The sequence below is a fragment of the Acidobacteriota bacterium genome (assembly GCA_016713675.1).
Lineage (GTDB): Bacteria > Acidobacteriota > Blastocatellia > Pyrinomonadales > Pyrinomonadaceae > OLB17.
In genome coordinates this window covers 1,762,535-1,784,159 of the sequence record JADJOS010000001.1, presented here as the reverse complement: position 1 = coordinate 1,784,159, position 21,625 = coordinate 1,762,535, and the positions used below count along the sequence as shown (strand labels likewise).

25 protein-coding genes and 2 tRNA genes are annotated in these 21,625 nt (G+C 51.6%); 14 read left to right on the top strand and 13 right to left on the bottom strand.

All coding sequences use genetic code 11. The features are described from left to right. Nucleotides 1-33 precede the first annotated feature (33 nt). The 11 genes from ltaE to IPK01_08075 all read left to right on the top strand — a co-directional run bounded on the left by ltaE (nt 34) and on the right by IPK01_08075 (nt 8,594). A complete protein-coding gene (ltaE, locus tag IPK01_08125) occupies nt 34-1,062 on the top strand; it encodes a low-specificity L-threonine aldolase (protein MBK7933459.1) in 1,029 nt (342 codons plus the stop codon). An 82-nt stretch (nt 1,063-1,144) separates the two neighbouring features. Beyond that, a complete protein-coding gene (locus IPK01_08120; GenBank protein ID MBK7933458.1) occupies nt 1,145-1,489 on the top strand; it encodes an MmcQ/YjbR family DNA-binding protein in 345 nt (114 codons plus the stop codon). 4 nt (nt 1,490-1,493) lie between these two features. Further along, nucleotides 1,494-2,171: a (d)CMP kinase gene (locus tag IPK01_08115; protein MBK7933457.1), complete on the top strand. Its 678-nt coding sequence runs from the start codon at nt 1,494-1,496 to the stop codon at nt 2,169-2,171. Between the two features lie 482 nt (nt 2,172-2,653). Next, nucleotides 2,654-2,730: transfer RNA gene (locus tag IPK01_08110), tRNA-Arg, on the top strand. A gap of 40 nt (nt 2,731-2,770) precedes the next feature. Further along, a tRNA-His gene (locus tag IPK01_08105) sits at nt 2,771-2,846 on the top strand. Between the two features lie 100 nt (nt 2,847-2,946). Beyond that, on the top strand, nt 2,947-4,509 hold the full coding sequence (locus IPK01_08100; GenBank protein ID MBK7933456.1) for a S8 family serine peptidase: 1,563 nt from the start codon (nt 2,947-2,949) through the stop codon (nt 4,507-4,509). A gap of 221 nt (nt 4,510-4,730) precedes the next feature. After that, nucleotides 4,731-5,708, top strand: coding sequence for a VCBS repeat-containing protein (locus IPK01_08095; GenBank protein ID MBK7933455.1), 978 nt, complete (start codon nt 4,731-4,733; stop codon nt 5,706-5,708). 96 nt (nt 5,709-5,804) lie between these two features. Beyond that, nucleotides 5,805-6,812 (top strand): hypothetical protein, encoded by a 1,008-nt coding sequence (locus tag IPK01_08090; protein MBK7933454.1) that lies wholly within the window; start codon nt 5,805-5,807, stop codon nt 6,810-6,812. Next, nucleotides 6,805-7,293, top strand: coding sequence for an adenylyltransferase/cytidyltransferase family protein (locus tag IPK01_08085; GenBank protein ID MBK7933453.1), 489 nt, complete (start codon nt 6,805-6,807; stop codon nt 7,291-7,293). Before IPK01_08090 ends, IPK01_08085 begins: the two co-directional genes overlap by 8 nt. Next, entirely contained in the window at nt 7,290-7,871 is a 582-nt protein-coding gene (locus IPK01_08080; protein ID MBK7933452.1) for a hypothetical protein, read from the top strand. Before IPK01_08085 ends, IPK01_08080 begins: the two co-directional genes overlap by 4 nt. 3 nt (nt 7,872-7,874) lie before the next feature. Further along, nucleotides 7,875-8,594, top strand: a complete 720-nt coding sequence (locus IPK01_08075) for a 16S rRNA (uracil(1498)-N(3))-methyltransferase (protein ID MBK7933451.1) — start codon at nt 7,875-7,877, stop codon at nt 8,592-8,594. 79 nt (nt 8,595-8,673) lie between these two features. Here IPK01_08075 and IPK01_08070 read toward each other — a convergent pair whose 3' ends face one another. From IPK01_08070 to IPK01_08055, 4 genes are all read right to left on the bottom strand, one after another. Next, a complete protein-coding gene (locus IPK01_08070; protein ID MBK7933450.1) occupies nt 8,674-9,132 on the bottom strand; it encodes a hypothetical protein in 459 nt (152 codons plus the stop codon). A 60-nt stretch (nt 9,133-9,192) separates the two neighbouring features. Then, the gene (locus IPK01_08065) at nt 9,193-9,987 is read right to left on the bottom strand and encodes a site-specific DNA-methyltransferase (GenBank protein ID MBK7933449.1); all 795 of its coding nucleotides are present in this window, start codon (nt 9,985-9,987) and stop codon (nt 9,193-9,195) included. Between the two features lie 2 nt (nt 9,988-9,989). Beyond that, entirely contained in the window at nt 9,990-10,838 is an 849-nt protein-coding gene (locus IPK01_08060; GenBank protein MBK7933448.1) for a ribonuclease H-like domain-containing protein, read from the bottom strand. A gap of 113 nt (nt 10,839-10,951) precedes the next feature. Next, nucleotides 10,952-11,257: a cupin domain-containing protein gene (locus IPK01_08055; protein ID MBK7933447.1), complete on the bottom strand. Its 306-nt coding sequence runs from the start codon at nt 11,255-11,257 to the stop codon at nt 10,952-10,954. 165 nt (nt 11,258-11,422) lie between these two features. Here IPK01_08055 and IPK01_08050 point away from each other — a divergent pair, with 165 nt between their 5' ends. From IPK01_08050 to IPK01_08040, 3 genes are all read left to right on the top strand, one after another. Next, complete coding sequence (locus IPK01_08050; GenBank protein ID MBK7933446.1) at nt 11,423-11,986, top strand: hypothetical protein; 564 nt, start codon at nt 11,423-11,425, stop codon at nt 11,984-11,986. Nucleotides 11,987-12,056: 70 nt separating this feature from the next. Next, nucleotides 12,057-12,434, top strand: a complete 378-nt coding sequence (locus IPK01_08045) for a hypothetical protein (protein ID MBK7933445.1) — start codon at nt 12,057-12,059, stop codon at nt 12,432-12,434. A 174-nt stretch (nt 12,435-12,608) separates the two neighbouring features. After that, a complete protein-coding gene (locus tag IPK01_08040) occupies nt 12,609-12,944 on the top strand; it encodes a hypothetical protein (GenBank protein MBK7933444.1) in 336 nt (111 codons plus the stop codon). A gap of 66 nt (nt 12,945-13,010) precedes the next feature. Here IPK01_08040 and IPK01_08035 read toward each other — a convergent pair whose 3' ends face one another. From IPK01_08035 to IPK01_07995, 9 genes are all read right to left on the bottom strand, one after another. Then, nucleotides 13,011-14,780, bottom strand: a complete 1,770-nt coding sequence (locus tag IPK01_08035; protein ID MBK7933443.1) for an acyl-CoA dehydrogenase family protein — start codon at nt 14,778-14,780, stop codon at nt 13,011-13,013. Nucleotides 14,781-14,822: 42 nt separating this feature from the next. Further along, on the bottom strand, nt 14,823-15,287 hold the full coding sequence (locus tag IPK01_08030) for a hypothetical protein (GenBank protein ID MBK7933442.1): 465 nt from the start codon (nt 15,285-15,287) through the stop codon (nt 14,823-14,825). Nucleotides 15,288-15,301: 14 nt separating this feature from the next. Beyond that, a complete protein-coding gene (locus IPK01_08025; protein MBK7933441.1) occupies nt 15,302-16,480 on the bottom strand; it encodes an acetyl-CoA C-acyltransferase in 1,179 nt (392 codons plus the stop codon). Between the two features lie 4 nt (nt 16,481-16,484). Beyond that, nucleotides 16,485-16,778 (bottom strand): hypothetical protein, encoded by a 294-nt coding sequence (locus IPK01_08020; protein ID MBK7933440.1) that lies wholly within the window; start codon nt 16,776-16,778, stop codon nt 16,485-16,487. A 2-nt stretch (nt 16,779-16,780) separates the two neighbouring features. Further along, a complete protein-coding gene (ybaK, locus tag IPK01_08015) occupies nt 16,781-17,260 on the bottom strand; it encodes a Cys-tRNA(Pro) deacylase (protein ID MBK7933439.1) in 480 nt (159 codons plus the stop codon). 326 nt (nt 17,261-17,586) lie between these two features. Then, nucleotides 17,587-18,159, bottom strand: a complete 573-nt coding sequence (locus IPK01_08010; protein MBK7933438.1) for a DNA-3-methyladenine glycosylase I — start codon at nt 18,157-18,159, stop codon at nt 17,587-17,589. 3 nt (nt 18,160-18,162) lie between these two features. After that, nucleotides 18,163-18,606 carry a hypothetical protein gene (locus IPK01_08005; GenBank protein ID MBK7933437.1) on the bottom strand — a complete coding sequence of 148 codons (444 nt, stop codon included), beginning with the start codon at nt 18,604-18,606 and terminating at the stop codon, nt 18,163-18,165. Nucleotides 18,607-18,630: 24 nt separating this feature from the next. Beyond that, nucleotides 18,631-19,110, bottom strand: a complete 480-nt coding sequence (locus IPK01_08000; protein MBK7933436.1) for a DUF4442 domain-containing protein — start codon at nt 19,108-19,110, stop codon at nt 18,631-18,633. Between the two features lie 29 nt (nt 19,111-19,139). After that, nucleotides 19,140-21,545 carry a 3-hydroxyacyl-CoA dehydrogenase/enoyl-CoA hydratase family protein gene (locus IPK01_07995; GenBank protein MBK7933435.1) on the bottom strand — a complete coding sequence of 802 codons (2,406 nt, stop codon included), beginning with the start codon at nt 21,543-21,545 and terminating at the stop codon, nt 19,140-19,142. Nucleotides 21,546-21,625 lie beyond the last annotated feature (80 nt).

Sequence of the window (21,625 nt, the reverse complement as noted above, 5' to 3'; positions counted from 1 at the left end):
TATTCACTATTCCCTATTCCCTATTCACTAGCCATGATCGATCTCCGCAGCGATACAGTTACAAAACCGAGCGAAACCATGCGGCGGGCGATGGCGGCGGCGGAGGTTGGCGACGACGTTTATGGCGAGGATCCGACGATCAATCGTTTGCAGGAGCGTTCGGCCGAGATATTTGAAAAGGAAGCTGCGTTGTTCATCCCTAGCGGGACGATGGGCAATCAGATCGCCGTCAAGGTACACACAAAACCTGGCCAGGAAATCGTCATTGAGGAACGCGGCCATATCCTCAATTATGAGCTTGGCGCGTCAGCGATCCTAGCCGGTGTGACGATCAGGCCTGTAAAGAGCGGTGACGGTTCGGGAATGCTCACGTGGGCCGAGATCGCTGCGGTCCTGAGCACCGACAGCATCTACGACCACACGCAAACCGGGCTTCTCTGTCTCGAAAACACACATAATCTAGCCGGCGGCCGCGTAATGTCGTCAGCATATTGTGCCGAACTTTGCGAGAATGCTCACGCCATTCGGTTACCAGTTCACATGGACGGCGCTCGGATATTCAATGCGGCTACGGCACTCAACGAATCGGTCGCCCACCTGACTCGCGATTGTGATTCGATCCAGTTTTGCCTTTCCAAAGGGCTCGGAGCACCGGTCGGTTCGATTCTGCTCGGCTCGCACGAATTCATCAGCGAAGCTCGCATTTGGCGAAAACGCCTCGGCGGCGGCATGCGTCAAGCTGGGATCCTCGCCGCCGCCGGACTCATCGCCCTCAAAGAATCGCCAAAACGCCTTCACGAAGATCATGCTAACGCAAAACGCCTTGCCGAAGGCCTCGCAAACATCAACGGCATCGCGATCGACATCGAAACAGTCGAGACGAACATCGTCATTTTCGATATTTCCGGCACCGGCAAATCGGCCGCGGAGATTATCGCGGCGTTGAAAGAAAAAGGAATACTCGCGATCGGTTTCGGCACGAAGATCAGGTTTGTCACGCATTGCGACGTATCGGCTGAGGACATTTCGAAAACAGTAACCATGGTGTATACGATCTGCTAGTTGCGTGTTACGCCCTTACTATCGTGCGGGCTTTCGCATTTTGTTTTGCTCCGCATCTCTGTGCCTCTGTCGTGAGGTAATTATGAACATCGAACAGCTCCGCAAATTCTGCCTCGCATTTCCCGGTGCGACCGAGGATATCAAATGGGGCGCGGATCTGTGTTTCTGTGTCGGGGCGAAAATGTTTTGCGTTACCGGTGCCGATTCGATAAGCGGGGGATTGTCGTTGAAATGCACGCCGGAGACATTTAACGAACTCATCGAACGCGAAGGCATCGATCCGGCTGCCTATGTGGGCCGTTATAAATGGGTCCGCGTCGCCGATCTCGACGCCGTCACGCCCGACGAACTAAAATCACTTATCGGCAAGTCTTACGAACTCGTTTTTGATAAACTACCCTCTAAGATCAAAAAGACGATTTCCTGACACGATGATCATAGCTATCGACGGCCCAAGCGGAGCGGGCAAATCAACGCTCGGCAAGATGCTTGCCAAAAAACTGAACCTGCTCTATCTCGACACCGGTGCGATGTATCGCGCCGTCGCCTTGGCCGTAAACCGTGCCAATGTGCCGTATCGCGACATCGACCGCATTGCCTACATAGCCGAAAACTCGGAGATCGATCTCATCGGCGAACCGGACGCGATGAAAGTAATGCTCGACGGCCAGGATGTCTCGGTCGACATCCGCACGCTCGATGCCGCACAGGCCGCGTCCATCGTTTCGACGATCTCCGAGGTCCGCCGGATAATGGTCGAGCATCAGCGTGTGATCGGCGAATCGGCCCCGAACGGCTGCGTTCTCGAGGGCCGTGATATCGGCAGCGTTGTTTTCCCAAATGCCGACATCAAATTCTTTCTCACCGCCAAACCCGAGGCCCGTGCCCGACGCCGTCACACCGAGGACCAATCAAAGGGCCGCATCTCGACCTACGAACAGACACTCGCCGAGATAAATGAGCGCGACGAGCGCGACGTCTCGCGCGAAGATTCCCCGCTCACCATCGCCGAAGATGCCGTCGTCATCGACACCAGCGAACTCGACCTCACCGAGGTCTTTGAACAAATGATCGCCAAGATAAGCGAACGAAAGGCTTCCGCGGCCTAAGAGTTAATAGGTAGCTCACCGACACGGCATCTCTCCGAAAATTCGGTTGCAAGGAAAAAAGCAGGCTTTGTCTCATAAATCAAATTCTGGACGACTGCTGCAATATAAGCTATCCTGTATATTACGATCTTTGAAAATCAACGAGGAATTGCATCGGCCGTAACACACGTGTCTTACATTTTAAATTTTTTTTCCGGAACGTGGAACGGAGCACGAAATATCGCCGCAACCTCAGTAAACACAATATGTTACAGCATTCCACTCTGTCCGGAACGCCGCGGAACGGACAAAATCGACAAAATGGATATCTCTAATGTTGTCAACATTTTACAAAAACCGAGGGGCGTTCCGCATTCTAACAAAAATGACCACAGGCACATCTGATTGCTCCTTAGATCGTAGATCCGAAGCCGTTATTACGGGCACCAAAAAGTTGACTTGGGTTGGGCCACAGGATAGAATACCTGTTGCTCAAGGCGTATGCTCCCGTAGCTCAGTTGGATAGAGCAACGGCCTTCTAAGCCGTAGGTCGCACGTTCGAGCCGTGCCGGGGGTACCAAAATTAGTGAGTTTTCAGATCTTGTGTCTGAAATAAAATGGCGGCTATAGTTCAGCGGTTAGAGCGCCTGATTGTGGTTCAGGATGTCGTGGGTTCGAATCCCACTAGCCGCCCCATTTTACCTTCCTCTCATTTGCGGCCGACCGTGCCGCTTGTCACCGGCCGGTTAATTTCAGATTTGATGTATTTTTTCGGCGAACCCCGACACTGTTAATTATGGATCGAAAGTCCCTTCCATATCGATTGATATTCGTCACGTTCTGTGTTTTGTTGGCCGGTATCTTCACCGGAATATTTGCACAAAGCCTCGGCGAACGGTTCGTCGCCGGCGAACTCCTTGTAAAATTCAATAATGGCCATGGAGTCAACGCTGCCCGAATTGCACACCGGGCTGTCGGCTCCGCAGTTTTGGAAGATCTTGGCGACTCGAAATGGCAGCGCGTTCAGCTTCCCGTGGGAATGTCGATCGACAAAGCGATCGAACTCTACAATCGACTCGAAGGTGTCGAGTTTGCGCAGCCTAATTTTTACTACCACCTGCAGTTAACTCCGAACGACGCTCAATTCAATGCAGCGGGTATGTATGGTCTGACGAAAATATCAGCTCCATCGGCATGGGACCTTTCGACCGGAAGTTCTGCGGTGGTGGTCGCTAACATTGATACCGGTATGCGTATGACGCACGAGGACCTCCTGCCGAACCTTTGGGTCAATCCGGGCGAGATACCGGCAAACAGTATCGATGACGACGGGAACGGCTTCATTGATGATGTCAATGGTATGGATTTCTTTTATAACGATTCAAATCCTGCCGACGAACACGGTCACGGCACCCACACCGGCGGAACGATCGGAGCTGCGGGGAATAATTTTGTTGGTGTTACAGGCGTCAATTGGTCTGTAAAGATCATGCCGATCAAGATCTACAACAACACAGGTTTTGGCTCAACGTCCGCAATGTTGGTCAATGCATATAACTATGTGCGGATGATGAAGCTGCGCGGGGTGAACATTCGCGTTACAAATAATTCATACGGCGGATGCGATGAAGCCTGCGGCTACGACCAGGCAACAAAGGACGGTATCGACGCAATGGGTGCTGTGGGCATTCTGAATGTATTCGCCGCCGGAAATGACGGACGCAATACCGATACTTTGCCGGCATATCCGGCCAGCTACACATCGCCGAGCATAATCTCGGTTGCGAACTCAACTTCGACAGATACACGAAACAGTTCGTCAAATATCGGCCTCGTTACCGTCGATCTGGCAGCTCCGGGCAGCGTTATCTTGAGCACGACCTTCGGATCAAACTCGAGTTATGGCGCGATGACCGGCACCTCGATGGCATCACCTCACGTGGCGGGAGCGGCGGCTTTGCTGTCGGCATACAATCCAAGTTTATCGGTGGCTTCGCTTAAAGCAACGCTGCTGAACACCGTCGACCCGCTCGCCCCTTGGGCACCGCTTGTAAAAACTGGCGGAAGGCTCAATGTGGACCGGGCATTGCGAAATCAGAGCGTTTGCACTTTCACGAACGCAGGCGGTTCGATGAATGTACCGACAAAGGGCGGTGTTTTCTCGATCAATATTACTTCCGGCCAGAACTGCGACTACCAGGTCAAGAGCCTGTCGCCGTGGATAAAGGTCATGAGCGGCGACGCACTTAGCGGGAACGGAACGGTCATATTCCGGGTCCCTGTAAACCCGACTATCTCACGAACCGGCTCGATCTCGATAGCGGGCCAGAGCTTTACGGTCGTGCAAAGCAGAAATTGATGGAACTTTTTTTACGGTTTTTCCAACTTTTCAATTGACGCACGCGTCTAACGTGTAGTTTTTGACCGTAAATTAAGACTTTTGAAAGGATTTTCTCAGGTAAGGAATTAGTTGGTTTTTCTTGCCTTTGGTTGGTCAAAAAGCGTATATTATGAAGATACGGATTTTTGGCATTTCGTTGCCGGGACTTTATAGACATCTTTTGTTTTAAGGACATTACAATGAGAACTTTTTTTGCTGCGACCAATAAGATCGCAATCGTCACCGCAATCGCGATGTTATTCGCAGTCTCGGCCATGGGTCAAATAGCACTTCGCAAGGCGATGGACTACGACATGGACAACAAGGCCGATTTTACGATCTTTCGGCCAAGCTCAAATGTTTGGTACATCAAGAACAGCAGCAGCCCGACAGGTTTTATTGCTCAGCAGTTCGGACTTTCGAATATTGACTACCCGTCACCGGGCGACTTCGACGGTGACAGCAAAGGCGACATATCCGTTTGGCGCGACACCGACGGTGTTTGGTACAGGCTTAACAGTTCGAATAGCACGTTCGCCGCCAATGCCTTCGGATTAACCGGCGATGAACCGGTCGCCCGCGATTACGACGGCGATGGCAAGACCGATCTAGCGGTTGTTCGGCGTACCGGCGGCAACATGATCTGGTACGTCCTCGGAAGCTTGGGCAGTTTTTCTGCGACACAGTTTGGTCTTTCAACAGATTATACGGCTCCCGGCGATTATGACGGAGACGGCAAATTTGACTACGGTGTCCAACGCCCGGGGGCTACTCCCAGCAGCCAGGCAACATTCTATATTCGACGAAGCAGCGACACTGGCTATACGATCATCAACTGGGGACTCAGTAACGATCTCGTCGTTCCGGGTGATTATGACGGAGACGGTAAGACGGACCTCGCGGTCTTACGCGAAGGAACGACCCCGACATCCAACCTCGCGTGGTACATTCTAAAAAGCACAGATGGCGGGTTAATAGCGACGTTCTTTGGACTGACCGGATCTGACCTTAGTACGCAAAATGATTATGACGGTGATGGCAAAACCGACATTTCGATATGGCGTGACACGACGGGCACTTTCTATGTACTGACCAGCTCGAGCGGCTTCACGGCTCTTACCCAGACTCAGTGGGGTCTTCCGGGCGATTACCCGGTTGCTGGTTTCGACACTCATTAACTTGGTTTTTAGGCAGCTATTGAGAATGGTTGAGGATATCGGTCCTCAACCATTTTTGTTTCTCGTTGAGAACTGTAGTAATTTTTCAATTGGCCGATGACAAATTTCAACGATAATTTACTGCGCAGCTTCGCTTCTAATAAAGTATTGATCATCGGCGACCTCGTTGCCGATCAGTATCTAAACGGCACGATCGCTCGTGTATCGCGCGAAGCTCCGGTATTCATTTTGCGACACGATGTCACCATCACTTTGCCCGGAGCCGCCGCCAATGCAGCCGCCAATGTCGCCTCGTTGGGAGGTTCGCCATACGTCGTCGGTGTAATAGGAAATGATGCGAATGGCAAGTTATTGAGTAGCGCATTAGAAGTAAACAAAGTCGATATATCAGGTGTTATGACTGACGATTCGATCAGCACCACCACAAAATTGAGAGTACTAGCTGGTCAGCCACATGCGGTTCATCAACAGGTAATTCGGATCGATTACGAGAATCGATCCGAAATATCTGACGCTGTTCGCAAGAAATTGATCGCCAATATCACCGCTGCGGGCGATGATGCCGACGCCATAATCCTCTCTGACTATAATTACGGCGTGGCTGACGCATCGATCTTCGACGCCGCAAGGATCTTAGCAGAAAAACGAGGGATACCGCTTCTTGTTGATTCGCGATTTCGGCTTCGCGATTTTGCCGGTGCCACGGCGGCAACGCCGAACCAAGAAGAAGTTGAGCAGATCCTCGGCAAGGACTTTTCTGCTCAAGAGGTCGAAGCTCTTTGCCACGATCTTGGTTACAGAGCTCTGCTTGTCACAAACGGAAATAAAGGGATGGAACTTTTCTCATCAAACGCCGGCATGCTCCATTTTGACGCTGTCGGCTCGTTTGATCCTGTGGATGTCACCGGAGCAGGTGACACCGTAATGGCCGCATTTGCCCTAGGGCTGGCATCCGGTTTTGGTTTTCCCGAAGCCGCCCGTATCGCGAACCACGCGGGGGGTATCGTAGTAATGAAGAAAGGAACCGCCACGGTAAAAGGCTCAGAATTGATCTTGTCGCTCAATGAGCATTCATTTACTCCGGATTCAAAGCATCATGTCTAGAACCGCACCCGCACCGATCCTGGACCGTGAAGCCCTTGCTGAAGCCGTTGTCGACATGCGGTCATCCGGAAGCACCATTATTCTGGCCAACGGGTGCTTTGACCTGTTCCATGTCGGACACGTCAGGTATTTGCAGGGTGCGAAAGCGGTTGGCGGAATGCTGGTTGTGGGCATAAATTCCGATCGGCAAACACGCCTATTGAAAGGTCCAAACCGACCATATATGCCTCAGGGCGAACGAGCGGAAATCGTCGCGTCGCTTAAATGTGTAGATCTGGTCACGATCTTTGATGAGCCGACCGTTGGGGAGTTGATACGAACGATTCGGCCTGATTTTCACGCAAAAGGTACGGACTATACAACCGATTCGGTGCCGGAGCGGGAGATCGTGAATGAGGTCGGCGGGAAGGTGGTGATAGTGGGCGACCCGAAAGATCATTCAACAACAGACTTGATCCAGATCGTGCAAGAACAACATTGATCTTAATGTGGAATGCCCGGACAAAATCCGAACTAATTATCGAAGTTTGGGAAAAGCTCGATTGCGAGAACGTGGGCCGAGCTGAGATCGAAGCTATCGAGACCGCAGTTGCTTCCCATTTCGGACGATCCGCGGTTGATTCGCCGATGGCCCTTGCTCGACTTCTGGCCGATGAAGGTGCGGAATTGCGGCATGCCGAGATAATGGAGCTTTTTGTAATTCGATCGTCGAATCGACCGTATGACGCGGCTCTTCGTTCCATAACGAAGCTCGAAAGCCTCCGTTCCGCGCTTTCTACGATTCGAGATCTTGAGAATCTGCGCAAAAAATATCGCAAGGACGGCGATAAAGATGGGCTTCGTGAATTGCGGGAAACCGCTCGTCGGGGGAAAAATGAGGTCGACGAGATCGCCGCCTCCAAAAAGACGGAAGCTGTCGAACGCCAGGTCGCCATGGAGATCACACAATGGCTATCGCTGTGGCTGCAGACGCCCGAGCTTTTTGAGAGCTGGATCGCGATCCGGCAAGACACTCCTGAGTTTAAGGAATTATTTGGCGATATTAGGCCCGAATTGTAAGTTATGCGAAGATTTTACGCACCGGTCAAGAGTTTTTCTGAATCTGCGGTGACCCTTGATGAAGACGAGACGCGGCATCTTCGCGATGTATTGAGATTAACTTCCGGCGATAATGTTTCAGTATTTGACGGCGAGGGTCACGAATTTCAGTGCTCTATATCGAACATTGGCAAACGAAGTTCTGAGTTGGAAATAATCAAGAAGATCGAACCGGCAGCCCCGGAATCATTCTTGCAACTAAGTATCGTTCCAACTATCCTGAATGGAGAAAAGTATGACTTGATCGTGCAGAAAGCCGTCGAGCTTGGCGTGTCATCGCTAACACCACTCACTACGATTCGAAGCGAAGTGAAGTCAAGAGATGCTTCGAAAAGGCTCGGGCGTTGGCGAAGGATTGCACTCGAAGCCACCAAACAGTGCGGTCGGGCTAAGTTAATGGAAATTCAGGAACCGATCGGGTTTGGCGAATTTATAAAGAAAGCAAACATCAATGAATTATTGATGTTCTCGGAACGTGATGGCAGCGGCCTCGCGACTGTGACCGCAAGTAGGCGAATGACCGCAATATTCGGTCCGAAAGGCGGATGGGACGATGTCGAATTAGAAACGGCTCGCAAACACGGAATCACCATTGCCACACTTGGGGGCCGGATCCTTCGTGCGGAAACCGCAATGATCGCCATTTCCGCGATACTTCAACATAGATTTGGAGATATCAATTAGATCAGACTCTTCGTAGTCCGCGGGCGGTAAAATGCGTCACCACGCTGCGTCATATTTGCTTTGACACCGAGCGTTTGGATTACGGAATCAAGAGCTCCTTATTTTCGATCTTGAAGTTGACCATTCCTTTGACATCAGCATCAGGGTCATCGAACTGCAGGACAAGATACCTTCGCTTTTCCTTAATTAGACCCGCAAGCCCTGCACCCGGGAGCGGAATATTTTTGACGACATTCCCCGTGGTCGAAGTTACTGATTCCGAGGTCGGATAGATAACGATAAGTGACTCGAATGGTATCGAGAACATCTCTTTTTTGGTCTTCCCGTAAAACACCAACCGGCCGTTCTCGTCATCGAATTTGAGAGTCCCTTCCGCCTTTTCAGTAAAGCCAAAAAGTCCACCTTCGTATTTTGCCTCGAACGCGGCAGGAGCAGGTTTGGTGTTCGGATTTGAGCTCTTTTCGATCGGCCTTGGCTGAGCAACGATAACTGATGCCAACAAAAGCAACGAATACACCGCAAAAAGTAACTGTTTCATATCTACCTCGACCAGCTTTGCCTTATTAGTGATTAGACGCAAGAAGCGCCGGTAAAGTTGTTATTTCCCGGCCGACAAAGTGCGGTCGTCCAGATACAAGCTCAATCGCTGCTCGGCGATCGTTACGTATTCTGCAGAGATCTCCGAACCGATCCATCTGCGGCCCAGTTGATTGGCTGCCTTCGCGGTCGTTCCACTGCCCATAAAACAGTCATAAACAAGGTCGCCGATATTGGTCCAGGTGTTTATTTGGTCCCGCGCAAGCTGTTCAGGAAAGATAGCAGGATGTTCGAAAGCGATCTTGTCTTTCGATGACGAAGTGCCAACATTGTAATGGAAGATATTGTTGACTTTCCGCTCTTTCGGAGCAACATGATCATGGGAAAGGTCGTTTCGCCCGACCTTAGTAATCCGAAAAGACTTGAACGCTTTCTCCTGTTTTATTGCCTGTGTAATGGGATTGAACGTCGCAGGCTGACCTTTACTGAAGCAGAACATATACTCGAACGCTTGCCGGTAACGTTTACCGCAATCACTCGGGATGGGATTGTTCTTGGCGTAGATCATCGTATCGTGAACTCGAAAGCCCGCCGCTTGAAATGTAATGGCGTGCTTAAAACTGGTCAATGATTCACTACCGTTCAATGTCCGGTCACCTACGACCCAAACCACAACGCCCCCAGGTTTTGTCTTTACAAACAGCCCGCGAGCGATATCCTCGACCGGAAAGTGATAACCGTTGTAATCACGCAGGTCGTCATAAGGCGGACTTGTGATCGTCATGTCGATCAGATCATCCGGCATTCGCTTTAACGTTTCGGTACAGCTTTCGAGATAAATCTTGCCAATTTCCATATTTAGAGCGGCCACTGTTCGGTGAATTGCGTGAGAAACGCCTTTTCTTCCTTTTCGGCCTCGACCTCAAGAAAAGTTCGAAATTGCTCGGTTTCGTCAAAATATTCTTCTTCCGTCATTTTCCCTGCAAAATAGACAAGCCTCAGCCAAACCAAATAAGTGTTCAGAGTGTCGATCTGGTTGTATTCGATGATCTTTGTGATGTCTCTTTCAAGCCACAGATCGGTCACCTGGTCGCCCTTCACATCGATCTTTCCTGGATAACCGCATAACTTTGCCAGTTCGTCGAGCCTAGGCGTCATGGCGCCGCCCGATAGCTTTTTCAATATATCTAGATGTGCCTCGCTGTTCCGTGAATCAAAATAGTCAGGTCCTTCCCAAGGTTTGGCGGGCCGCTCACTAAATTCGGGCGCCGTCACCTCGTTGATCATTCCGCGTTGGATCAAAACCTGTAGGTCCGACTCAGCAGAATTGTACCCGACCAACTGCGGCCGACGTTTTCCGACAAAATAAAGAAACTGCTGAATGATCTCAGCCTCATTTACGTCCTCAACAACAAGAGGCAATTTCGGGAGCGAGTTTAGCCCAAATTCGATCATACGTTCACCCTCACGGTATACGACCCGTCGTGAAAGAAAGGCGATCGAAACCACGCACGAGAACATGTACTTGAGAAATGGTCTCGGATTTTTATCGGCGTCGTATTGCGGCGAGTGTTCCCACAATTGCTGCATTGCATCGATCTCGGTCGTGTCATCAGGGAGGTTGTACAGCCTACGGGCACCAGCCGCGTCAGGCACCCATTCGAGATCGTAATACAGACAGAGTTCGGGAATATTTCCTTTTAGCATCTTGTCGGTGGAATCATAAGCGCTTGGCTTTACAAGCGCTTATGAGAAGATTATTTGATGAGCTTACCACAACGCGCGCAGATGTTAAACCAAATTGCGCGTATTGGCCTATTTCATTTTTCACCTACAAGATAGACTACGTGCTCTTCACCAATGACCCGAGCGGAGTGATAAGTACCGGCAGGCATAAAGTCGCGGTCGCCCGGTTCAAGCGTAACGGTCCCAAAACGTTCAACTGTCATCTCCATTGAACCGGAAATGATCCAATGTGTCTGGTCATTTTCATGGCTATGCGTCGGTAACGCGGAACCAGGCGAGTCTCCCCATTGGAGGACATTATATCCCTCGGTCGTAAGAATATACCTGAGCATCGCAGCGTTCGGAGCATGATTCGAGGTCCATTTTTCAACGTGATACATATATTGACGACTCCTTGCGACACGAATTGCTTCGGGTTCACAGTTTTTCACCTGAAATTTCACCTGGCGGGAACGACCTTTCCTGCTGCCTCAGCCAATAATAGCCTATCGTGCAAGCACACGTGAATCTTTAATAACCTGATCAAAAATCAAATGGAGAATAAAATGAAAAACAAAAATGGGGTATTGGCCGCGATCATATTGTCAATGGTCGCTATTGCATGTTCCGGAACGGATGAGACGGACAAAGCAAACGCCATCGTTGACGAAGCTAATAAGCTAGTTAAAATCGCTAACGAGAGCGTAGAGAGATCGCAACAATTCGGCACCGAATTTGACGCGAAGATATCAGCTATCAAGAATAAGGATGACCTCGAAAAAGCACGCTCTCTTGCCAGGAATATGAGCAAAGAATATGACTCGATGATTGAGAATTTCAAGAACGCCGGTGACAAATTCGATCAAGCCGGCAAATTGAAGCTAAAAGAAAAGTTTAAGGAGTATCTTGAGATCAAGGCAAAGGAAATGAAGCTGCGGAGCGAATATTCCTCCGAGCTCAAAAAGGTTCCTCAAAAACTGATCGACAGCGACAGCGAGTCCGAGTTTCGAGACGTATACAAATCGCAATTCGAAAAGGTCAAGGTGATGGTCAAAGACGCACAGGAACTTGCTGATAAAGCTGACAAACTCGTCAAAGACAATCCCGACGTAATGAAGACACCGAAATAGACGGCCAAATGTTTATTGATGCGGCGGGCGGCATCTCTCAATGTCGCTTGCCGCCTGTCATAACTAAAAAATGAATTCGAAACCGCATTCAAAACTAGGAATTTTCTCCTGCATAATCGCCTTCGCTGTTTGGTTTTATTTTGCAGCGGCATTCTATCTCATCTTTTACGTCGATGGATTTACACAAAAACTGACAGATACCTTAATACCCGAGTCACGCGGAATGACCGATCTGACCGGGATGGGCATCGCTGTCGTACTTTTTACATTTATCTTCTTTTTCATTCCGGCCGGAGGTCATTTTATCGGCGCATTGGCCGGATCTATCGGGATCTTTCGCTCCGGCACACGCCGTCTATTCCCCTTTGCAGGGATCGTTCTAAATGTTCTTCCGATAGCGGTCCTCTTCTTTTTTTGGATGATCGGTTCGTTCGCACCTTCTAATTAGATACACGATATCGTCTCCACCATTGCCGATATCGGCCCTTCGCATGCAAGCCCGCTAAATCCTTAATCGCATAACCTCAATCATTGCAACATTTCCCTCAGCGTGGCACGGGGCTTGCCATTCTAATGGGCGTCGGGAACATCCCACAATCTACTCAAGGGGAGAAATAGTACAATGAAAAAGCTTATATCGACATTTGTAATGGCAGCAGTGATGGCAGTAATGGTACCGGCCCTGGCAGGCACAACAAACGCACAAACGACGCGTTATTACGGCAACAACCGCAGGACCACGACCGTTTACAAGAAACCGAGCCTCTATAGGCGCCATCGTAACTTATTTAACATTGCGATCGGTACCGGAGCCGGTGCTCTGCTCGGCGGTTTGATCGGCGGCAAGAAAGGGGCACTTTACGGCACAGCGATCGGAGCCGGCAGTTCGGCACTTTACACTTACAAACTAAAGCCGAAACAGCGAAAATACCAGTCGCAATATTTTCGGCGATATTAAATTATCAAAGATCTACTTTTGATCGAAGGCTGCGGAGTTTGGTTCCGCAGCCTTTTTTCAATTCCGTTAGTAAGTGTATGTATTCGCAGCGATCATAACATCGGCGATCCGCTGGCGGGCGGCGATGGTATTGACGGGCGAATTATTCTTGGTGAACCGCTTAAGGGCTACGAGCAATGTACGTCCCTCATCGCCTTCGCTGATGGCGGCGATAGTGTTTTTGGCCTTGGCATCGACACGCTGGATCGCATCGTTGCAATAAACGCTGGCCATATCGATATAGCGGCCAGCGGCTTCTTCGCCGTTTTTGTCTGCGTACTTTTTAGCACGCAAAATTGCCGTTTCCATCTGATACGCGTCCATGATGATGTCGGCACAGTTCATGAGCACTTCCTGCTGCTCGCTGAGGGCCATCATGTATTTCTGAGCAGCCGTTCCGAGAACCATCAACGCGACCTTCTTGGCATTTTGCGCGAGTTTTGTCTCCGCTGCGAGCAATGATGTGTCCTCGTCAAAAGACATCGTCGGATCGAGCAACTCATTTTGCAAAGCCTTCGCGGCCTGTAGAAGTCCGAGTTTGCCCTTCATCGCACGCTTCATCAACTGGCCGGGAATGAGCATTCGGTTGATCTCGTTTGTTCCCTCGAAAATACGGTTGATTCGCGAATCGCGATATGCCTGCTCTGCCGGGTAATCGGCCGAATAGCCATAGCCGCCGTAGATCTGGACCATCTCGTCCACGACGTAATCGAGTGCCTCGGAGCAAGCGACCTTGTTGATCGACGATTCTACGGCGTATTCCTCGATCGACTGCAGTTTGGTCGCGCTGTCGGCACCGTCGCCGATGAGGTGATCGATCATGCCAACCGTACGGTAAGTGATCGATTCGGCAACCCACGTGCGGATCGCCATCTCGGCGAGCTTGTGTTTGATAGCACCAAACGATGAGATCGGTTTGTTGAACTGGTGACGCTCATTGGCGTAGCGAACCGCCTCGTGAATAGCAAGCTTTGCACCGCCTGTGACCGAAGCTCCGAGTTTGAAGCGGCCCACATTGAGCACGTTGAAGGCGATCTTCGCTCCGTCGCCGACGTTGCCGATCAGGTTGCCGACCGGTATTTTCGCGTCGGACAAAATGACCGCCGTTGTCGAGGACGATTTGATGCCGAGTTTGTGCTCTTCATTGCCCGGGCGGCAGTTTTCGCTTCGGGGAACGACGAATGCGGAGAATTTTTCCTTCTCGCCATCGACCTTTGCAAACACGATATACACGTCAGCAAAACCGCCGTTCGTGATCCACATCTTTTCGCCGTTGAGCGTCCACGTCTGGCCGTCATCGCTGAGCTTGGCGACGCATTTGGCACCGAGAGCGTCGGAACCGGAACTCGATTCTGTCAAACAGTATGCCGAAACAGCTTCGCCCGAGATGATCTTCGGGATCCACTCGTTTTTGAGTTCTTCGCTGCCCCAATAGAGGATCGGAAGCAGGCCGATCGAGGTCTGGGCACCGTAGGTCGACCCAAAACCGCTGCCGCGGCCGACCATCTCGGCGATTACCACGCCCGAGGTCTGGTCGAGTTCCATGCCGCCGTATGCCTCGGGAATGTTGGCACCGAGCAGGCCGAGATCGCCGGCCTTCTTGAGTAGATCACGGGCTACTTCCCACGCGTGGCCCTCGAGAGCGGGCAGATTAGGCACGACCTCGTTGTCGATATACTCTTTGCAGGTCTCGCCGATCATGCGATGCTCGTCGGTAAAATCCTCCGGCGTAAACATCTCGGCCGTGGTCGAATCGGCGATCAAAAACTCGCCGCCCTTTACATATTCTCTTTCCATTTGTGTTTCCATTTTGTGTCTCCGTTTCCTTAAAACTTTTCCTCAAGCTATCGTCTTTCTGCCCGGGTACTTGACCAGCAATACACCGCATGAGGTGCAATAGTTGATCATAAAATGCAGAGTGTCCCCGCCTTTTGAAGAATGAACGACCCTCAGCGTTCGTCCGCAGGCCTCGCAATCTGCTTCGTCCTCTCTGTTCGCTTTGAGCCCGTCGGCACCGCATTCCGGACAATGGCCGCCCCATCGCTTTTCGATCGCTTCTTCGCAGCCCGGGCATCTAACAATGCTAAGGTGCCGAATGGCAAGGGCCAATATCACGACACCCACCGCGACCACGATCACCGAAACCTTGCCGGCATCGATTACCACAAATATTCCAATCATCGCCAATAGAAAGACGCTTACTCCTATCGTCGCCACCCACCTTGTCCGCTTGCTGACTTTAGCCCGCTCCTCAAGTTCTTTCGGGATATCGCGGACCTTTGATAGAGTCTCCTCTTCGCTCATGACTATCTCTCAGCCTATTGCAGGCACTCAAATATTCCCGCTGCTCCCATTCCGCCGCCAACGCACATCGTGACCATGCCGTAGCGTTTACCTGAGCGTTTTAGTTCCTGCAGAACGGTAGCGGTGAGTTTGGCTCCGGTGCAGCCCAGCGGATGGCCAAGTGCGACGGCGCCGCCGTTGACGTTGACCTTGCTCGGGTCCATTTCGAGTACTTTCATTACCGACAACCCTTGCGCGGCAAATGCCTCATTAAGCTCGATCACGTCGATCTGATCGAGCGTCAGTCCGGCCAATTTCAATGCCTTCGGGATCGCATAGACCGGGCCGATGCCCATTTCTTCGGGCAGGCATCCGGCTGTCGCGAATGAGATGAAACGTGCCAGCGGCTTGATGCCGAGCTCGCTTGCCTTGTCCATGGACATCACAACTGCCGCAGCAGCTCCGTCGGACATTTGCGATGAATTCCCGGCCGTGACCGTACCGTTCGCATGAAATACGGCTCGCAGCTTAGCGAGGCCTTCGACCGAGGTGTCGGCACGCGGGCCTTCGTCTTGTGCGAAGACGATCTCTTTGCGACGAACTCTGCCCTTTTCGTCGATCTCATCGACGTAGACATTCATCGGCACGATCTCGTCCTTGAACCGGCCTTCGGCGATCGCGGCGAGAGCTTTGCGATGCGAATTGTATGAGAATTCGTCCGCCTGTTCGCGGGTGATCTCGTATTTGCGTGCGAGATTCTCAGCCGTAAGGCCCATGTTCAGGTAGTAATCAGGATATGTGTCCGCAAGGCCCGGATTTGGGCGGAAGGTGTTGCCGCCCATTGGGATGACGGTCATCGATTCGAGTCCGCCGGCAACGATAGCGTCGGCACCGCCCGCCATAATGCGTTCTGCGGCGAGAGCGATCGTCTGCAAACCCGACGAGCAATATCGATTAACGGTCATCGCCGATGTCTCGACCGGCAGTCCGGCAAGGATCGACGCCGTTCGAGCGACATTCATTCCCTGCTCGGCCTCGGGAAATGCACATCCCATGATGACGTCATCGATCAGCGATGCGTCGACACCGGCACGAGCGACCGCTTCCTTGATCGCCGTCGCACCAAGTTCGTCCGAACGCGTGTTCCTCAAAGTGCCCTTTGGCGCCTTCCCAACAGCCGTACGCACGGCCGATACTATTACTGCTTCTTTCATACTTTTACCCTTTCAAACTTTCGATCTTCTTCAAAACCCGATTCACGTCGATCATCCTCGCCGTTCCTTCGCCGCCACTGGTCGACCAAGAGGCGTAGAGTGCCCAATATCCGTGCGATCGCCAATACCGCTTTTCGGCTTCGGGGCCCGACCTGAAAAAATTGCCCCAATCCTCGTAAAACTCCGCTCGAACGATCGTCTCACCGCCATAACCGTCCCGTTTTTCGGTGTCGGCGAGCATCAGCGGCTCGGCTTCGGCAAATCGTCCGTCTAATATCAATTCCCGCCAGTCAGCCATTTTTAATGCTCGATCGCTACCTCGACTTTCTCGATCTTCAGTACGTTCTCAAGGATCTGCGGATCGATCTCGACCAAAAACCCACGCTTGCCGCCGTTGATGTAGATCTTTTCGAGATCGAAGATGCCCGACTCGACATAGACCGGCATTGTAACCCTCATGCCGAATGGCGATGTGCCGCCGAATTGGTAGCCTGTCCAGCTGGATGCCCGTTTCGCTTCGGCAGCCTCGACGCTCTTGACGCCAATGTGACGGGCGAGGTTCTTGGCCGAAACCTGCCGGTCGCCGTGCATCAGCACCATCAAAGGCTTTTTCTCGTTCGTTTCAAAGATCAGTGTCTTGACGACCGCATGTTCGTCAACGCCAAGTTGTTTGGCTGATTCGCCCGTGCCGCCTTTATCGACATAGTCGTAAAGGTGTGGCACGAAGTCCACCTTTTTCTCTCTCAAAAACCTGACGGCTGGCGTTACCGGGTAATCCATTTCGTGCCTTCTCGCTCTATTTGCCGCGGTACTCGGTCGCCGCGACCACCCTTAATCGTTGTCACTACGAGGTTTAGACCGCGTATCGCCGAAAAGCTATCCCGCTTTGTCCCGCTTTTGTCCCGCCGTAGTGCGGGACAAATAACTCTTTTTATTTCAATGCGTTACAGGCATTTTTGACCTCTGTCCCGCTACTTTTTGAAAAAGCAAATTACAATGTCTTACACAAAGAAAACACACTCACCCCATCGCTCTTGGTGTTTCAAATATCAAGCTGATGAAGATATCCGCCGCGTTTCACGCATAGCACATTATCGCACTATCGGTCAATCATTTTTCGACCCGCCGCCGACCTCTTTGTAGCGAAAACACGTCACCAGATGATCATTCACCAACCCCGTCGCCTGCATGAACGCGTACATAATGGTCGAGCCGACGAAGTTGAATCCGCGTTTCTTAAGATCTTTTGACATGGCATCCGAAATATCCGTCTTCGCCGGCACATCGCCGCCTTTGAGCTTATTATCAAGGGGCTTGCCGCCGACAAATCCCCAGATGTACTTATCAAAAGAGCCAAATTCCCTATGCACTGCGAGAAACGCCCTGGCATTCCGGACTGCTGAAGCAATTTTCAAACGGTTGCGAATGATGCCTTCGTTCAGCATGAGCTTCGCGCATTTGGCATCGGAATATTTCGCTACCTTTTCCGGATCGAAATTATCAAATGCGTCGCGATAAGCCTCGCGTTTACGCAGGATCGTATCCCAACTCAATCCCGCCTGAGCACCCTCAAGGATCAAGAATTCGAACAACAAACGATCGTCATGCACGGGCACGCCCCATTCGGCGTCGTGATATGCGATGTTCAGATCGTTTGTTGCCCAGGTGCATCGATTCATAGTCTATTGTGCCTTTTCGATCTTTTTGACCACAATATAGCAACCCGCGGTTGCCGGCTCCGGCGTGTCGAACACGTTGACTTCGGCAACGATCTTCACTTTCTGCGTTCGCTCGATGAATTCGCCTTTGTCGTCCTTGATCTTGAGGCCTTTGCCTTTTTCGTACTCGTCGATAGAACTGCTGCCGGTCCCCTTGTCGATGTCGGCATTGATACCTTTTTCCGCCGCAAGGTCGGCCTTAAAACTGATCGGGCACCGCATCGGCTTGCCGTAGCCGCTCGAACACATCGCACCGCCCTTGTTATCGAGAAAGCCGACGACTTCAACATTCTTATCGTCATTCGCCTTATCGCATACATTGGCATATTCGACCGGTGTGCCGGTGGCGTTGCATCCGGCGAACAATGAACCAGCGGCCATCAGGCCAAGAACTAAGTATTTCTTCATTTTGATTCTCCGTTAATCTTGCATTCAGCTGTCGGCTCTCGCCTCAAGCTTCGACTTTTTATCAATATACAAAGTCTTTTCAATGAACGCATGTACGACTCCGTTCTTGTCCTTCAATTCCAATTTATATATTCGATCGACCGAACGTTCGGTCTCAGCAAGTTTCTTGATCTCAACTATCTCGTCCGACGACAATTGAAAATCAACATAGAGCGTGTCCTTTCCCGGCTTTTTGAACCTAATCTTTGCCGCCTTGTCCCAGACCACATATTCAGGGCCGAGAATGTGGATCAGCATCAGCATGTAGATCGGATCGACACTCGCGTAAATACTGCCGCCATATATCGTTCCAACATAATTTCGAGTCCGCCAATTGAGCGGCAGTTTAACGCGGACCTCGTGAAAATCATCCGCGATATACGTCACCCGCCCGCCCGTTCCGCGATACGCCGGAAAGAAATTGAACATCCAGCGAAAGCGGCGGCTTTTGAAACTTTCAGGCATAAATTATCAAATATCGATTCGTCAGACCGTTAATTTCTTAGTGGCTTACCGGTCTTGAGCATAGCGGCGATCCTTTCCTGAGTTTTTCTCTCGCCGCAGAGCGAGACAAAAGCTTCGCGTTCGAGGTCGAGCAGGTAACGTTCGGACACCTGCGTCTTGTGATTGATCGTGCCGCCGGCCATCACATGAGCCAATTTTTGGCCGATCAGTTGGTCGTGGTCCGAGATAAATCCTCCCTGTTTCATCATGTGCAGTGCGAGTTTCAAAGCTGCTTCGAGCGATTCGCCAAGTACGGTTATATCTGTACGTTCGACCGGCTGAACATAACCGGCCGACGCGAGATTCAAAACCTCTTGCTTCGCGTCCTGTATCAAGCGGTCGCCATTCATCGAGATCGCGTCACCGTCGCGGAGGAACCCGAACGAACGGCCCTCTTGCGCCGACGTTGCGACCTTGCCCATGCCAACCGTTTCGAACGTCTTTTTCAGGAACGCGAGCGGATCTGCGTCCGGAGCTTTTGCCGCAGTGTCCATCGCACGCATCGTCATTTCCTTGGTACCGCAGCCGGCCGGAATTACGCCGACGCCGACCTCGACGAGGCCAATGTAGGTTTCGCCTGCAGCTCGCACTTTGTCGCCGTGCATCGCGATCTCGCAGCCGCCGCCGAGCGTCAGTCCGTACGGCGCCGTGACGACGGGCTTTGCCGAGTAACGCAAGCGCATCACAGCGTTCTGCAACGCACGGACCATCATATTGATGTCATCCCACTCTTCCTCCTGAGCGGCGAGCAGGAGCATCATGATATTTGCACCGGCCGAAAAATTGCCGCCCTGATTGCCCACCACGAGGCCGGTGAAATTCTTTTCGACCTCGTCGATCGCAAAATTCATCATCCCGACCGTGTCGCCGCCGATCGAATTCATCTTAGAGTGGAATTCGAGACACGCAACGCCGTCGCCGATGTCGATGAGCGACGCGCCGGGATTAGATTTGATAACGCCGCTTCGTTCCTTGATGTCCTTGAGAATGAGGACACCCGGACGCGCGGGCATCGGTTTATATTCGCCCGCAACGAGGTCGTAGTATGAATGCTCACCGCCCTCATTCTTGTAAAAACTGGTCGCTCCGGAAGCAAGCATCTTCTCGACATTCGCCGGGATAGCTTGTCCTTCGTTGCGCATCCGCTCGACCGATTCGGTCACGCCGATCGCGTCCCATGCCTCGAAAACGCCGATCTCCCAGCCAAAGCCCCATTTGATCGCGTTGTCGATCTCGACGATCGTATCGGCGATCTCAGGGATGCGGTTGGCAGCGTATCGCGAAACACGCGAAGTCGTTTTCCACAAAAATTCACCTACTCGGTCATCGCCCCAAACAAGAGTCTTCACTCGTTTTGCTTTGTCGTCGATCGCCTTTGCCGCGTCGAGCGATGGAAATTTTGTTTTGACCTGAGGCTTGTATTCGAAGGTGTTTAGATCGAGTTCGAGGATGACTCGTTTACCGTCAGCATCTTTCGATTTCTTGAAAAATCCGCCGCCGGTCTTGTCTCCCAAGAGTTTTTTGTCTAGCAGTGTTTGGATCAGTTCCGGCAACACGAACACGTCGCGGTCCTCATCTTCAGGCACAGCCGGATATAGATTGTTCGTAACGTGAGCGGTCACATCGAGGCCGACAAGGTCACTGGTACGGAATGTCGCCGATGACGCATGGCCGATCGCCTTGCCGGTCATCTGATCGACCTCGGTGGGCGTCCAGCCGCCGGCGATCATCTCGTGGATCGTCGCCATCATACCGAAAACACCGATGCGGTTGGCGATGAAATTCGGCCGGTCCTTGGCCGGCACAACTCCCTTTCCAAGCCGTTGATCGAGAAAACCCGAGACGGCACAAGCTATCTCACCGCTTGTTTTCGAGCCCGGGATCACCTCGACGAGCTTCATATAGCGCGGCGGGTTGAAGAAATGGATTCCGACAAAATGTGCCTTGAAATCATCCGAAAACGGCTCGGCGATCGAATCGATCGGTATGCCGCTCGTGTTCGAAGCGATCACCGCTCCGGGCTTACGGTTCGCATCGACCTGGGCAAAAAGCTTGTGCTTGATATCGAGATTTTCAACAACTGCCTCAATGACAAAATCGCAATCCTTGAGTTTTACGAGGTCGTCAGTGAAATTCCCGGTCGTGATGAGCTTGGCGTTGTCGCCCAGCATGAACGGTGCCGGTTTGAGCTTCTTAGCTGCGTCAAATAGCGAATTTACAATACGATTTCGGACCTGCGGAGACTCGAGTGTCAGGCCTTTCGCGGCCTCGGCTTCGTTCAATTCGTTCGGTGCGATATCGAGCAGCAGCGTAGGAATGCCGGCATTCGAAAGATGTGCGGCGATCCCCGCTCCCATTGTCCCCGCACCTAAAACTGCGGCTTTTGTGATGTTCATAACTTGTTTTACGTCCTTAATTAAAGCTATTTGAATTGCCGAAATTATAACTGAATGAATGTTCATTCAGCAAGCGCATT